Genomic DNA, 14,221 nt, shown 5'->3' with positions numbered 1-14,221 from the left:
CCAGGGGGTCAACACCGGACACGGGACGCGGACGATCGGCCGCCCTTGCGTTCGGTCACCCGCCGCCGTCCCGGTCGGCTCCCGCCCGGCGCCGCAGGTCGGCGTAGACGGCATCGGCGACCACGACGCCGCTCTCCCGCGCCGCCCGCCGCGACTCGTACCGGCGCTCGCCGGGCAACCGCGTGCCCGGCTGGGCGAGGATCGCCTCGCACAGCACCGCCACCCGCCGGGCGAAGCCGCCGTCGGCCCCGAAGGCCGCGGGGTCCAGCAGCAGGAAGAGCTGGCCGACCCGGGGCGGCGGCCCCTCGGCATCGAAGAAGGAGCTGGCCTCGTAGCCGAAGCGCGCGCCGGTGAGACAGGTCGCCAGCACCTCCACCATCAGCACCAGCGCCGCCCCCTTGGCGTCGCCCATGGGCAGCATGGAGCCGGCCAGCGCCGCCTTGGCGTCGCTGGTGGGCCGACCGTCGGCGTCGAGCGCCCAGCCCTCGGGGATCGGCCGGCCCTCGCGGGCCGCCACCATGATCTTGCCGCGCGCCACCTTGGAGAGGGACAGGTCGATCACCAGCGGCTCGCCGCCCGCCCGCGGCGCGGCGAAGGCGACGGGGTTGGTGCCGAACAGGGCGCGGGCGCCACCCCAGGGCGGAATCGCCGCGGGGGAATTGCCGAACGCCAGCGCCACCAGCCCGGCCCGCGCCGGCCCCTCCACATGGTATCCGGCCATGCCGAAATGATGGGAGTTGGCGACCGCCAGGGCCGCCACGCCGGTCTCCCGCGCCGCCTCGGCGGCGACCGCCAGGCCCTGGCGGATGGCGGGATAGGCGAAGCCGTCACAGGCATCGGCGAGCACGGCGCCGGGGGCGCGCCGGGTCACCACCGGTTCGGCGTGCCCGGCCACCTTGCCGGACGCCGCCTGGTCGGCGTAGCTGGCGACCCGCGACAGCCCGTGCCCGGCCTGCCCGTCCGCCTCGGCCGCCACCAGCGCGTCGGCGACGGCCGCCGCGGCGGCTTCCCCGGTGCCGGCGGCAGCGAGGGCGCGTACCGTCAGGTCGCGCAGGTGCTCCAGGGGAAAGGGTCCCGCCATCACGCCACCTCCGTCCGCGCGGCCAGCGCCCGGCGGACGGCGTCCGCCGTCACCGCGCTGACCCGCCGGTTGGACTGCGCCGTCACCCCGGCGATGTGCGGCGTCAGGATCAGGTTCGGCACGCCGGCGAAGGGGTTGTCCGGTCCCAGCGGCTCGCGCTCGAAGACGTCGAGCAGGGCGCCGCCGAGCCGGCCGGCCCGCAACGCCGCCGCCAGCGCCGCCTCGTCGAGCACGCCGCCGCGGGCGGCGTCGACCAGCACCGCATCCGGCCGCATGCGGGCCAGCGCCGCGGCGTCGATCAGCCGGCGCGTGCCCTCGGCCAGCGGCACGTGCAGGCTGACCACGTCGCTGGTCGCCAGCACGGTGTCGAGGTCCGCCCGGCCGACCGCCAGCTCGCGCCAGGCCGGCGCGTCGGCCGGCACGAACGGGTCGTACGCCTGCACCGCCATGCCGAGCGCCGCCGCCCGGCGCGCCGTCGCCCGGGCGATGCCGCCGAACCCGACCAGCCCCAGGGTGCAGCCGGCGATCTCGCGGCCGATCAGCCGCTCCCGCGGCCAGCGCCCGGCGGCCACGTCGGCCGTGGCGAAGTAGGCGCCGCGCAGCAGCACGAGCGCCCCGGCGATCACGTACTCCGCCACCGAATCGTCGTTCGCCCCGGTCGCCGGGAAGACCGCGACACGGCGCGCCCGGCACGCCTCCACGTCGATGTTGTCGAGGCCGACGCCGAGCCGGCCGACCGCCACCAGGTGCGGTGCGGCGTCCAGGAGCGGCGCCCGCACCGGGGTGCGGTTGCGCACGATCAGCGCCCGCGCCGCGCCGACGGCGCGCCGCAGCTCGTCCGGCCGGTCGACCAGCCCGGGGTCGTAGAGCACCCGGTGGTCGGCGGCGAGCCCGGCCACCGCCGCCTCGTCCATGAACTCGCTGATCACCACCTCGGGCGGCGCGTCCGCCATGCTCCCCTCCCTCCGCCGTCATCGGCGCCATCTCCGGCGCCATCTTCGGTCCGGCCCGCCGCAGCGGGCCCTCGTCTCTTTGGTCTTATATAAGAGATGAAAGATTGGCTTGACAAACGGATTTTCCCATCCCTACCCTGAACGCCAAGGAGAAGCGCGAACCGCGCGGACAGGGAGGAGAGCGATGTCGCATCCGATCGCGGCGTCCCCGGGCGGGACGGCCGTGCCGGCCGTCGCCCGCGGCGGCGTCCCCAACGCCAATGGGCAGCCGACCCCGCATTTCGTCGTCCACAACAAGGGCGACACCGTCGGCGTCGTCGTCACCGAGGACGTGCACCAGGGGGACACCATCAGCGGCTGGCTGATGGAGACCGACGAGACCATCGAGCTGACGGCGCTGGCCGACATCCCGCTGGGCCACAAGGTGGCCGTCCAGGCCATCAAGGCCGGCGACACCATCGTCAAGTACGAGCACGACATCGGCCGGGCGGTGGAGGACATCCCCCGCGGCGGCTACGTCCACGCCCACAACATCAAGACGAAGAGGTGGTGAGATGGCGGCCCCCCGCGACCATTTCCTGGGGTACCGGCGCGAGAACGGCCGCGTCGGCATCCGCAACCACGTCGTCGTGCTGCCGCTGGACGACATCTCCAACGCCGCCTGCGAGGGTGTCGCCAACAACATCAAGGGGGTGATGGCGCTGCCCCACTCCTACGGCCGCCTGCAGTTCGGCGCCGACCTCGACCTGCACTTCCGCACCATCATCGGCACCGGCGCCAACCCCAACGTCGCCGCCGTGGTGGTCATCGGCATCGAGCCGGAATGGACGAGGAAGGTGGTGGACGGCATCGCCCGGACCGGCAAGCCGGTGGAGGGCTTCGCCATCGAGCAGAACGGCGACATCGCCACCATCGCCCGCGCCTCGCGCACCGCCAAGGAATTCGTCCACTGGGCGACCGAGAAGCAGCGCGAGCGCTGCGCCATCGAGGATCTGTGGGTCGCCGCCAAGTGCGGCGAGAGCGACACCACCACCGGCATCGCCTCCTGCCCCTCGGTCGGCAACCTCATCGACAAGCTCGACCCGCGCGGCATCACCTCGTGCTTCGGCGAGACGTCGGAGATCACCGGCGCCGAGATGGTGTGCGCCGAGCGCGCCGCCACGCCGGAGGCGCGGGAGAAGTTCCTGCGGACCTGGCAGGCCTACCAGGACGAGGTGATCGAGGCCAACAAGGTCGACGACCTCTCCGACAGCCAGCCCACCAAGGGCAACAAGTTCGGCGGCCTCTCCACCATCGAGGAGAAGGCCTTCGGCAACCTGGAGAAGATCGGCCGCACGGCGAAGTACATCGACGTCCTGGAGCCGGCCGAGGCGCCGGGCAAGGGCCCCGGCCTCTACTTCATGGACACCTCCAGCGCGGCGGCCGAGTGCTGCACGCTGCAGGCCGCGGCCGGCTTCGTCGTGCACCTGTTCCCCACCGGCCAGGGCAACGTCATCGGCAACCCCATCATGCCGGTGGTCAAGATCACCGGCAACCCGCGCACGGTGCGCACCATGGGCGAGCACGTCGACGTCGACGTCACCGGCGTCCTGCGCCGCGAGATGACCATCGACGACGCCGGCGACGCGCTGATCGACATGACCCTGCGCACCGCCAATGGCCGCGCCACCGCGGCCGAGGCGCTGGGCCACCGCGAATTCGTGATGACCAAGCTGTACCGCAGCGCCTGAGGGACGGCCCGCCGGCCCTCACACCGCGGAACGAACGATCGGGCGAAGGAGCCCCCGGCCCATGGCGAAGGACCGCATCACCGGTATCGCCTTCCCGCTGTTCTGGGTCTTCTTCGGCCTGTTCTGCGCCGACGTGCTGGCCGGCAAGCTGCGCGTGCTGACGGGCGGCGGCGGCGGCTCGCCGCTGGGCGACGTCGGGCAGTTCCTGATGCTGGCGTGCGCCGCCGCCCTGTTGACCGTCGCGGCGCTGCGCCGCGAACGGATGAAGCTGGAACGAGACACCGCGAGCCAGGAGACCGCCGCACCGGACACACCCCGCGAGAAGACGGCCGCACCGGCGTTGGGCGCCGGCAAGACGGCCCGCTCGCCAGTCACCAAGGGAGGAGACCATGGATGGTATGGGAAAGCGGCGGATCGACCGCGCGCTCGCCGAACTCGACCACATGACCGGCCGCCGTGCCGCGGGCGGCCGTGACGAGAGCAGCCGTGACGAGGGCAACCGTGACGGGGCCCTGGCGTCCGAGGAGCGCCGCAACTTCTTCCGGGTCTCCGCCCGCTTCGGCGTGACCGCGGCGCTGGTCGCCGCCGGCGCCGGCACCCTGGCGTCGGGCGAGGCCGCCGCCCAGACCGCCCAGGAGGAGCGCGAGCGCGAGGCGGCCGCCGCCCACAAGATCACCCTGGCGACCGAGTACCGCATCGGCACCACCCGCTCCTACCCGATGATGCAGCTGAACGTGAAGGAGAACATCCAGAACTTCAGCCGCGGCAAGGTCTACGTCAAGCTGCAGCCGGGCGGCGCGCTCGGCACCGGCACGGCGCTGGCCCAGAAGGTCCAGGCGGGCACCGTGGAGTGCGGCCAGTTCAGCCTGTCCAACTTCGCCCCCTTCGCCCCGGCGGTGGACCTCATCAACATCCCCTACTGGGTCGGCGAGAACCAGAAGTTCGTCAACCTCGTCGGCTCGAAGGTGTGGGAGGAGAAGGTCGTCGACCGGGTGCGCGAGAAGGGGTTCGAGCCGCTGTTCTTCTTCTGCATCGACCCGCGCACCGCGGCCAAGCGGCGCGGCCTGTCGGACGAGCCGTTCCGCACCCCGGCCGACCTCGCCGGCATCAAGTTCCGCGTCCCCGGCTCGGCCATCCTCAAGGAGTTCTACCGGCTGCTCGGCGCCAACCCGACGCCGGTCGCCTGGGGCGAGACGGCGAGCGCCATCAAGCAGGGCGTGGCCGACGCCCTCGACCCCGCGGCGGGCGCGCTCTACGCCTTCGGCTTCAAGGACGTCCTGTCCTGGGTGACCTTCAACCGCCCGGTTCCCGACAGCCAGGTCTACGCCCTCAACAAGGCGTGGTTCGACGGGCTGCCGGCCGATCTCAAGGACGCGCTGCGCCAGGCCGGCGAGGTGTCGTTCCAGCAGAACCTCGCCCAGGTGCCGGCGTCGCGCGCCTTCGCCATGGCCGAGATGGCGGCGGCCGGAGTGAAGTTCTACGTGCCGACGGCCGACGAGCTGGCGCAGTGGAAGGACGCCGCCGGCGCCCAGCGCGCCGAGTGGGACGAGCTGAAGGCCAGCGTCCTCGGCGACGCCGGCGCCTTCAAGCTGCTGGAGGACGCGGCCAACACCATGGGCCGGTACTACGTGCACGACGTGTGAGACACCTGTCCCCTCCCCCGGCCGCGCCGGGGGAGGGAGGGGCCCGCGCAGCGGGAGGGTGGGGGCAAGGTCCTGCGGACCGGCAACCGCCCCGGACCGTCACATCAGGGGCGCAAGCCGTCTGCAAGACCTTGCCCCCACCCGGCGCCTGCGGCGCCACCCTCCCCCGGCGGAGCCGGGGGAGGGGCGGAAGGGAAGCCCCATGCCCGACCTCCTCTCCCGCTTCGAGCGCAACGGCGAGCGCTGGCTGCTGCTCGGCTTCTACAGCTTCATCGTGCTGGTGATCTTCGTCGAGGTGGTGCGCCGCTTCGTGCTGTCCTACTCCAGCGTCTGGGGCGAGGAGACGGCGCGCTTCGCCTTCATCTACCTCGTGTGGATCGGCGCGGCCTCGGCGGTGCGCGAGCGCGCGCACATCCGCATCGACGTGCTGACCGACCATCTGCCCGAGCGCGCCGCGGCCGCCCTCTACATGCTGGGCGACCTGCTGACGCTGGCGCTCGCGGTGACCGCCCTCTACTGGTCGCTCGACCCGGTCGTCACCTCGCTGACCTTCGGCTCGGTCACCGACGGGCTGCGCATCGGCCGCGCCTGGTTCCTCGTCGCCGTGCCCTTCGGCTTCCTGCTGATCGTCCTGCGCGTCGTCCAGTCGATGGCGCGCGACGTCGCCGACCTGCGCGCCGGGCGCCCGCCCTACCGCGGCGCCCGCCTCTTCGACTGACACCCCCAGGGGAGCCGCCCGCATGCTCTATCAGGTTCCCGGCGCCACCCTCGAGCTCGGCTGGGACATTCTCGGCCCGGTTCTGCTGATGGTGGCGCTGTTCGCGCTCAGCGTGCCGGTGTGGGTGACGCTCGGCTGCGGCGCCATCGCCCTGCTGGTGGCGACCGACGTGCTGCCGCTGACCCTGCTGGGCGAGGCCCTGTTCGAGGGGGTCGACGCCTTCGCGCTGATCGCCATCCCCCTCTACATCCTCACCGGCGACGCCCTGGTGCGCTCCGGCCTGTCCGACCGGCTGCTCGACATCGCCGAGGCGACCATGGGCTCGCTGCGCTCGGGCCTCGGCTCCACCACCGTTCTGGGCTGCGGCTTCTTCGCCTGCATCTCCGGCTCCGACGCGGCGGGGGCGGCGGCGGTCGGGCGCATCACCTACGCCCGGCTGGTGGAGCGCGGCTACCCCCGCGCCTACGCCTGCGCCCTGGTGGCCTCGGGGTCGTGCACCGGCATCCTGATCCCGCCGTCGATCGCCTACATCATCATCGGCCTGGTGCTCGGCATCTCCGCCTCCACCCTGTTCCTGGCGGCGGCGGTGCCGGGGGTGATGATCATGCTGGCGATCATGGCCACCAACATCCTCCTCAACCGCCTGCACGGCTACGAGAACACCGACGACCGCTTCTCGCTGCGGCGCTGGCTGCGGGCGGTGTGGGCGGGCCGCTACGCCCTGGCGATCCCCGCCGTCATCTGGGGCGGCATCTATTCCGGCGTGTTCACGCCGACCGAGGCGGCTGCGGTGGCGGTGGTGCTCACCATCGCCATCGGCCTGGGACAGGGCACGCTCACCCTGGCCGACTTCCCGAAGATGCTGGAATCCTCGGCCAAGGTGAACGGCGTCATCGTCCCCATCATCGCCTTCGCCCTGCCGCTCGCCCAGGTGCTGTCGGCCCTCGACGTGCCGCAGGCGGTGGTGCAGGAGATCACCGCCGTCACCAGCGATCCCACGGCGATCATCCTGCTGATGCTGGGCGTCTTCATCCTCGCCGGCTGCGTGATGGAGACGACGCCCAACATCGTCGTCCTGGCCCCCATCATGCTGCCGCTGGCCCAGGAGATCGGCATGGACCCGATCCATTTCTGCATCTTCATGGTGACGGCGCTGGGGGTCGGCTTCATCACCCCGCCGCTCGGCCTCAACCTCTTCGTCCTCTCCGGCCTGACCGGGGAGCGCATCATGCCGATCGCCGCCAAGGCCGTCCCCTACGTGCTGGCGATGCTGGGCGTGGTGCTGCTGCTCGCCTTTGTGCCGGCCCTGTCCCTGTGGGCGCTGCGCTGACGCCGCCCCCCATCCCCGAGGTTTCCCCATGCCCACTCCCCTCAAGTCCGCCGTCAAGACCGCCGCCTCGGGCGAGGCCGACGTGCGCGAGGCGGTGCGCGCCATCCTCGACGAGATCGAACGCGACGGCGAGGCGGCGGCGCGCCGCTGTGCGGCCCGGCTCGATGGCTGGGACGGCGACGTCGTCGTGCCGCGCGAGGCCATCGCCGCGGCGGCCGAGCGGGTGCCGCAGCGCCTCAGGGACGACATCCGCGCCGCCCACGACCGGGTGCGCCGCTTCGCCGAGGCCCAGCGCGCCACCATCGCCGACCTGGAGATCGAGCTGTCGCCCGGCCTGACCGCCGGCCACCGCACCGTGCCGGTGCAGACCGCCGGCTGCTACGTGCCGGGCGGGCGCTACGCCCACGTCGCCTCGGCCATCATGTCGGTGACGACGGCGCGGGTCGCCGGGGTGGAGCGGGTGGTCGCCTGCTCGCCGCCGCGGCCGGGGGTCGGCATCGCCCCGGCGATCCTCTACACCCTCGACCTCTGCGGCGCCGACACGGTGCTCAACCTGGGCGGCGTCCAGGGGGTGGCGGCGCTGGCCTTCGGCCTGTTCACCGGCCGGCCGGCCGACATCCTGGTCGGCCCCGGCAACCAGTACGTGGCCGAGGCCAAGCGCCTGCTGTTCGGCCGGGTCGGCATCGACATGGTGGCCGGCCCCACCGAGATCCTCATCGTCGCCGACGACACCGCCGATCCCGGGATCGTCGCCGCCGACCTGGTCGGCCAGGCGGAGCACGGCTACAACTCGCCGGCCTGGCTGGTCTCGCTGTCGCGCCCGCTGGCGGAGCGGGTGCTAGCGCTGGTGCCGGCGCTGATCGACGCCCTGCCCGAGGTCAACCGCGCCAACGCCGCCGCGGCGTGGCGCGACTACGGCGAGGTGGTGGTCGCCGACGACCGCGAGGAGGCCGCCCGCCTCGCCGACGCCTACGCCGCCGAGCACCTGGAGGTGCACGCGGCCGACCTCGACTGGTGGCTGGGGCGGCTGCGCAACTACGGCTCCCTGTTCCTCGGGCCGGAGACCACGGTCGCCTACGGCGACAAGGCGTCGGGACCCAACCACATCCTGCCGACCAAGGGGGCGGCCCGCTACACCGGCGGCCTGTCGGTCGGCAAGTTCCTGAAGACCTTGACCTGGCAGCGCATGACCCGCGACGCCAGCCGCGACGTCGGGCCGGTGTCGGCGCGCATCTCCCGGCTGGAGGGCATGGAGGCGCACGCCCGCACCTCCGACGTCCGCCTCGCCACCTGGTTCCCCGGCGAGCGCTTCGACCTGGCGGCGGACGCGGGCGGCCATGACTGACCTGCTGCGCGACCTGTTCGCCCTCGACGGCCGGGTGGCGCTGGTCACCGGCGCGTCCTCGGGCATCGGCCGCCGGATGGCCCTCACCCTGGCCCGCGCCGGCGCCGCCGTGGTGGCGCTGGCGCGGGACTCCGCGGCGCTGGCCGACACCGTCGCCGCGATCGAACGGCACGGCGGGCGCGCCGCGCCGCTGCCCGCCGACCTCGCCGCGCCGGACGACGCCGGCATCCTGGCGGAAGCCGCCGGCCGGCCGTTCGGCCCGCCGGCCATCCTCGTCAACGCCGCCGGCGTCAACCGGCGCGAGCCGGCCGATGCGGTGACGCCGGAGAGCTGGGACGCCACCCTGCGCCTCAACCTCACGGTGCCGTTCTTCCTCGCCCGCGCCCTGGTCGGCGGCATGCGTGAGGCCGGCTACGGCCGCATCGTCAACGTCGCCTCCCTGCAGAGCTTCCGCGCCTTCCCCGATTCCATCGCCTACGGCGCCTCGAAGGGCGGCATCGCCCAGCTGACGCGGGCCATGGCCCAGGCCTGGTCGGCCGACGGCATCACCGCCAACGCCATCGCCCCGGGCTTCTTCCCGACCCGCCTGACCGCCCCGGTGTTCGCCGACGCCGACACCGCGGCCCGCCACGCGCGGGCCACCGCGATCGGCCGCAACGGCGTCCTGGAGGACCTGGACGGCGCCACGGTGTTCCTGGCCGCCCCCGGCTCGGCCTACGTCACCGGCCAGGTGCTGGCGGTCGACGGCGGCTATCTCGCGACGTGAGGATGCGATGCGCGCCCTGCTCTACACCGGCCCCCGACGGATGGACCTGACCGAGGTCGACGACGTCGCCCCCGCCGCGGGCGAGGTGGCGGTGCGCGTCGAGGCGGTCGGCATCTGCGGCTCCGACATGCACGCCTGGCTCGGCCACGACGAGCGGCGCCCCGCCCCCCTGGTGCTCGGCCACGAGGCGGCGGGGACGGTGCTCGGCGGCGCGCTCGCCGGGCGGCGGGTGGCGGTCAACCCGCTGGTCACCTGCATGGCCTGCCCGGCCTGCCTGGCCGGCCGCACCAACCTGTGCCCCGACCGGCAGATCATCTCCATGCCGCCGCGCCCCGGCGCCTTCGCCGAGCGCATCGCCCTGCCCGAGCGCAACCTGATCCCCCTGCCCGACGGCTTCGACGCCGCCGCCGCGGCCCTGGCCGAGCCGCTGGCCTGCGGCTGGCATGCGGTGCGGCTGGCCGGACGCGCGCTCGACCGGCCGCTGCCGGCGGCACGCTGCCTGGTGATCGGCGGCGGCGCCATCGGCCTGTCGGCGGCGCTGGCGCTCGCCGCCTTCGGCGCCGCCGGCATCCGGATGGCCGAGCCCAACCGCCGCCGCCACGCCGCGCTGGCCGCCGCCGGCCCGTTCGCCGTCTTCGACCCCGCCGACGGCGGTCCGGGCGGCGGCGGTCCGGTCGACGGCGCCGCCGACCTGGTGGTGGACGCCTACGGCGGCGAGGCGAGCCGTGCCGCGGCGTGCCGGGCGGCGGCGCCGGGCGGCGTCATCGTCCACATCGGCCTGGCCGCGCCGGCCGGCGGACTCGACGTGCGCCGCATGACCCTGCAGGAACTGACGGTGGTCGGCGCCTACACCTACACCGCGGCGGACTTCCGCGACACGGTCGCCGCCATGCTGACGGGGCGCCTGGGGGCGCTGGACTGGTCCGAGCGCCGGTCCCTGGCCGACGGGCCCGCGGCCTTCCGCGACCTGCACGCCGGCGGCGTGGCGGCACCGAAGCTGGTGCTGGTGCCGTGACGACGCCGCATCAGGGCAGGCGTTCCCGGCGCAGCAGCAGCTCCTCCATCACCAGGGCCGCCAGTTGGCGCAGCGTGTACTGCTCGGTGACGGTGAAGCGGCGCGGCTCGCGGCCGATGATGCAGAAGGTGCCGACCGCGTAGTTCTCCGGCGTGATGATCGGGGCGCCGGCGTAGAAGCGGATGTGCGGATCGCCCAGCACGAGGGGGTTGTCGCGGAAGCGCGGGTCGCTCACCGCGTCCTCCACCACCGTCGGCCGGCGCGAGAGGATGGTGTGATTGCAGAACGCGACGTCCCGCGGCGTTTCCGGAACGCCGAGGTTGCAGGCCGACTTGAACCACTGGCGGTCGGCGTCGACCAGCGACACCAGGGCGATCGGCACCCGGAAAGCCTCGACGGCCCAGCGGGTCAGCCGGTCGAAGGTCTCCTCGCACACGGTGTCGAGAACGCGCAGCCCGTGCAGCGCGGCCAGCCGGGCCGGTTCGTCCCGGATCGGCGCCCGGTCCTCGTCGTCGCCGAGGGACGTCGTGGCGACGTCCGGGTAATAGGCGATCGGCGGCTCCTCGTGCTCGATCGTCGTCATGCGCAAAGATCCGGCCTGCGCCGCCGCGTGGTGTGGGAAAAGGGCCATCGGCCATCGGTCATTCATCGTCGGGCACATGTTCAGAGGGCGACAGGGTGGACGCGCAAGGTCTCGCGGCGACGGTCCGGCACCGGCCCGCCGACGCAGCGACGCCTTTGACCCTCTTATACGCGACCGTGGCGGTTCGGTTTGCCGAAAAACACCGTCAATCCAAGAAAAACAATCGCGCCACAACCCTCTTGTTCGGATTTTTCCCCGCCCCTTGACGAACATTCCCTTCGCCGATCCCACAAAGTTCAAAGCACACGATGGAAACCGGCGGGAACGGCACGCCCTGGACTATTCCTTAATTTATTATTTCAAGTGATGATGTCTGCGCGGATCTGCCGACCGCGCCGACCGCGACAATTCGCCGCACAGGCGGTCCCGCGCGGCTCGCCCGTCAGCGCAGCTGACGTGCCAGCTCTTCGCGCAGGCAGGCGCTGACCGGATCCGCGGCGGCCGCGCCGCGGGCCGGCGCCTCTTGACGGAACGCCTCGGCGCCGGGGTGGGACGGCAGACCGAGGACGCCGGCGCTCCCGGCGACCTCGACGAGGGGCGAGCGCCGCACGGAGGACGCCAGCCGCGCGCAGTTGCGCCGGTCCCACAGCGCCTCCAGCAGCCGGCGGCCGGTGTCGCGGTCGACACCGGCTCCGCCGACCCACAGCATCTCGACCGCGGCGACCGGCACGGCGGCGTCGTCGCCGCCCGGGCCGGCGAGCCAGGCCAGGCCGAAGGCGCCCTGCTCGCGCCCCAGCCGTTCCACCGCCGCCGGGTCGACCGGCAGCAGGCGCAGGCCGCGCCGGCGCAGGTCGTCGACGGCGCTCGGCAGCAGGCGGGTGTCGACGACCGCGTCGAGCGTTCCCGCCGCCACCGCGGCCAGCGCGTCGCGGGTGTCCATGGGACGGAGATCGAGGTCGGCCGCCGCGACGCCGTGCCGCCGGAACACTTGGCGGCCGGCCAGCCAGCTGTCCGAGTAGGTCGACCCCCACGACACCCGCCGGCCGGCCAGGCCGGCGATCGAGACCACCTCGCTGTCGGCGCGCACGGCGATCCACACCGGCCGGGAACCGACATGCGCCAGCACCGCCACCTCGCGCAACGGCGTGCGCAGACCCAGCAGGCCGGGGCTGGCCAGGGCCATCTGCACGACGTCCGCCTGCACCACCGCCGACGCCGCCGTGCCGGCGGCGACCCGCTGCAGCGCCTCCACCGACGTGCCAGAGGACTGCACGACCGCCAGCAGTCCGGGCACGCCGCAGCCACCGCCGCGGTCGCACGGCCAGTCGCCCGGCGGCTTGCTGACGGCGGCCGCGATGGCCTGCGCCACCTCGTACTGGGCGCTGCCCGGCGGGCCGCCCAGCACCGGCAGCAGCCGTGGCTCCTGCGCCGGCGCGGCGGTGCCCGCCAGCAGCAGGGCCAGCAGCGGGGAAAGAAACGTCAGGCACGCGGCCGACCGGCGGCCGCGGATGGAAGGTGCGGGCATGGGAAATCGTCCCTGACCGGCCCGCGACGGGCCGGCTGCGTCGATCGGGCATCGCGGCCGCGGGGATCCGGGCGCCGTCCCGTCCCGGTAATATGGCACCGCAGCATGGCCGTGCGTAGGGCCAGACGCGAATGGTTCATGGAGCCAGTGGAGGTACGGCGGACGCGACCCTGCCCTGCGCTTCGCGCGATGGTGCGCCGCCGCCCGGCGTGCCACTTAGGCGGCCTTCCGGGGAGGCGATCTTGAGCTGGCAGACGCTGTCCGTCTTCGTGGTCACCGCGTTCTTCCTGTCGATGACGCCGGGGCCGAACATGCTCCTGGCGATGGGGCTCGGCGTGCGCTTCGGGGCGCGCCGAGCCGCCTGGGCCGGGCTCGGCATGTGCCTGGCGCTGGCGGCCATGGCCGCCCTCTCGGCGCTCGGGCTGGGGGCCCTGCTGGCGGCGTCGGAGCCGGCCTTCCAGGCGGTGAAGTGGGCGGGGGTCGCCTATCTCGCCTGGCTCGGCGTGGCGAGCTGGCGCGCCCCGGTCGAATCGGCCGGACCCGACGGGCGGCCGGCGGCCGACGCCGAGGCGGCGCCGCTGCGCCTGGCGGCGCGCGGCGCCCTGGTGGCGGCCAGCAATCCCAAGGCGCTGGTCTTCATGGCGGCGCTGTTCCCGCAGTTCATCGACCCGGCGGCGCCGCTGGCGCCGCAGCTCGCCGCCCTGGTGGGCGCCATGGTGGTGATCGAGTTCGGCTGGATCATGGCCTACGCCGCGGGCGGCACCAGTTTGGCGGCCCGCCTCACCGGGCCGCGCGCGGCGCGGCGCCTCAACCGGCTGACCGGCGGCCTGCTGATCGGCGCCGGCGCCCTGCTGGCCCTGGCCCGCCGCGTGTGAGGCGAAAAGCCCCTGCCCACGGGGGCCGATTCCGTCTATCAAGGCCGCTCGGACCCAGCAGACCGGGAGCGCGGCACGCCATGTTCGACAGCACCTGCGACCTCTACGACCGATTCGGCGAGGCGGCCCGCGTCGCCGAGCCGGTGTTCCGCGACTTCGGCGCCCGCCTCCGCTTCGCCGGGACGGCCGTGACCGTGAAGTGCTTCGAGGACAATTCCCGGGTCAAGGAGATCCTCGCCAGCCCCGGCGCCGGCAAGGTGCTGGTGGTCGACGGCGGCGGCAGCCTGCGCTGCGCCCTGATGGGCGATCTCATCGCCAAGGACGCCGTCGCCAAGGGCTGGGAGGGGGTGGTGATCCACGGCTGCGTGCGCGACGCCGCCGTGCTCGCCGGCCTCGACCTCGGCATCAAGGCGCTGGCGGCGATCCCGCGCAAGACCGACCGCCGCGGCGAGGGCCAGACCGGCCTGGCGGTGACCGTCGCCGGCATCCGCGTGGCGCCCGGCGACCTGGTGTTCGCCGACGCCGACGGCGTGCTGGTGCTGGACCCGGCGTCCTGGGACGCGGCCGCCGGGTGAGCCGGGAGGGGCGCCGCCGCCAGGCGGCCGCCCTCAGGTCCAAGCGGAACGGTTGAGAGCAACGTGGCGGTTGAGGAAAAAC

The 14,221-nt window shown here is 73.8% G+C and carries 15 protein-coding genes; 11 read left to right on the top strand and 4 right to left on the bottom strand.

Translation table 11 applies throughout. The features are described from left to right. Positions 1 to 55: 55 nt before the first annotated feature. Positions 56 to 1,081, bottom strand: a complete 1,026-nt coding sequence (locus ACSBPG_RS26190; protein ID WP_435540184.1) for an Ldh family oxidoreductase — start codon at positions 1,079 to 1,081, stop codon at positions 56 to 58. Continuing rightward, positions 1,081 to 2,034, bottom strand: a complete 954-nt coding sequence (locus ACSBPG_RS26185) for an NAD(P)-dependent oxidoreductase (protein WP_435540183.1) — start codon at positions 2,032 to 2,034, stop codon at positions 1,081 to 1,083. The genes ACSBPG_RS26190 and ACSBPG_RS26185 overlap by 1 nt, the downstream gene beginning before the upstream one ends. Positions 2,035 to 2,218: 184 nt before the next feature. On the opposite strand from ACSBPG_RS26185, the gene ACSBPG_RS26180 reads away from it, so the two are divergent. From ACSBPG_RS26180 to ACSBPG_RS26140, 9 genes are all read left to right on the top strand, one after another. Then, a complete protein-coding gene (locus ACSBPG_RS26180) occupies positions 2,219 to 2,587 on the top strand; it encodes a UxaA family hydrolase (protein WP_435540182.1) in 369 nt (122 codons plus the stop codon). A gap of 1 nt (position 2,588) precedes the next feature. Continuing rightward, entirely contained in the window at positions 2,589 to 3,764 is a 1,176-nt protein-coding gene (locus tag ACSBPG_RS26175) for a UxaA family hydrolase (protein WP_435540181.1), read from the top strand. A 61-nt stretch (positions 3,765 to 3,825) separates the two neighbouring features. Further along, positions 3,826 to 4,239, top strand: coding sequence for a hypothetical protein (locus tag ACSBPG_RS26170; RefSeq protein ID WP_435540180.1), 414 nt, complete (start codon positions 3,826 to 3,828; stop codon positions 4,237 to 4,239). Continuing rightward, positions 4,154 to 5,407 carry a TRAP transporter substrate-binding protein gene (locus ACSBPG_RS26165; protein ID WP_435540179.1) on the top strand — a complete coding sequence of 418 codons (1,254 nt, stop codon included), beginning with the start codon at positions 4,154 to 4,156 and terminating at the stop codon, positions 5,405 to 5,407. The genes ACSBPG_RS26170 and ACSBPG_RS26165 overlap by 86 nt, the downstream gene beginning before the upstream one ends. Before the next feature lie 202 nt (positions 5,408 to 5,609). Beyond that, positions 5,610 to 6,125 carry a TRAP transporter small permease gene (locus ACSBPG_RS26160; protein WP_435540178.1) on the top strand — a complete coding sequence of 172 codons (516 nt, stop codon included), beginning with the start codon at positions 5,610 to 5,612 and terminating at the stop codon, positions 6,123 to 6,125. A gap of 22 nt (positions 6,126 to 6,147) precedes the next feature. Continuing rightward, positions 6,148 to 7,455 carry a TRAP transporter large permease gene (locus ACSBPG_RS26155; RefSeq protein ID WP_435540177.1) on the top strand — a complete coding sequence of 436 codons (1,308 nt, stop codon included), beginning with the start codon at positions 6,148 to 6,150 and terminating at the stop codon, positions 7,453 to 7,455. Positions 7,456 to 7,483: 28 nt separating this feature from the next. Then, the gene (gene hisD / locus ACSBPG_RS26150) at positions 7,484 to 8,800 is read left to right on the top strand and encodes a histidinol dehydrogenase (RefSeq protein ID WP_435540176.1); all 1,317 of its coding nucleotides are present in this window, start codon (positions 7,484 to 7,486) and stop codon (positions 8,798 to 8,800) included. Next, positions 8,793 to 9,566: an SDR family NAD(P)-dependent oxidoreductase gene (locus ACSBPG_RS26145; RefSeq protein ID WP_435540175.1), complete on the top strand. Its 774-nt coding sequence runs from the start codon at positions 8,793 to 8,795 to the stop codon at positions 9,564 to 9,566. Before hisD ends, ACSBPG_RS26145 begins: the two co-directional genes overlap by 8 nt. Positions 9,567 to 9,573: 7 nt before the next feature. Then, on the top strand, positions 9,574 to 10,581 hold the full coding sequence (locus ACSBPG_RS26140) for an alcohol dehydrogenase catalytic domain-containing protein (RefSeq protein WP_435540174.1): 1,008 nt from the start codon (positions 9,574 to 9,576) through the stop codon (positions 10,579 to 10,581). Positions 10,582 to 10,591: 10 nt separating this feature from the next. On the opposite strand, the gene ACSBPG_RS26135 is transcribed toward ACSBPG_RS26140, so the two are convergent. After that, a complete protein-coding gene (locus ACSBPG_RS26135; protein ID WP_435540173.1) occupies positions 10,592 to 11,164 on the bottom strand; it encodes a GAF domain-containing protein in 573 nt (190 codons plus the stop codon). Positions 11,165 to 11,606: 442 nt separating this feature from the next. Then, positions 11,607 to 12,689: a TAXI family TRAP transporter solute-binding subunit gene (locus ACSBPG_RS26130; protein ID WP_435540172.1), complete on the bottom strand. Its 1,083-nt coding sequence runs from the start codon at positions 12,687 to 12,689 to the stop codon at positions 11,607 to 11,609. A 242-nt stretch (positions 12,690 to 12,931) separates the two neighbouring features. On the opposite strand from ACSBPG_RS26130, the gene ACSBPG_RS26125 reads away from it, so the two are divergent. Both ACSBPG_RS26125 and rraA read left to right on the top strand, forming a co-directional pair. After that, the gene (locus tag ACSBPG_RS26125; RefSeq protein ID WP_435540171.1) at positions 12,932 to 13,564 is read left to right on the top strand and encodes a LysE family translocator; all 633 of its coding nucleotides are present in this window, start codon (positions 12,932 to 12,934) and stop codon (positions 13,562 to 13,564) included. A gap of 80 nt (positions 13,565 to 13,644) precedes the next feature. Next, complete coding sequence (gene rraA, locus ACSBPG_RS26120; RefSeq protein ID WP_435540170.1) at positions 13,645 to 14,139, top strand: ribonuclease E activity regulator RraA; 495 nt, start codon at positions 13,645 to 13,647, stop codon at positions 14,137 to 14,139. The last annotated feature ends 82 nt before the right edge of the window (positions 14,140 to 14,221 follow it).

The organism is Azospirillum sp. ST 5-10 (genome assembly GCF_051225715.1).
Taxonomy (GTDB): Bacteria; Pseudomonadota; Alphaproteobacteria; order Azospirillales; family Azospirillaceae; genus Azospirillum.
This window is presented reverse-complemented; position numbering and strand designations above follow the sequence as displayed.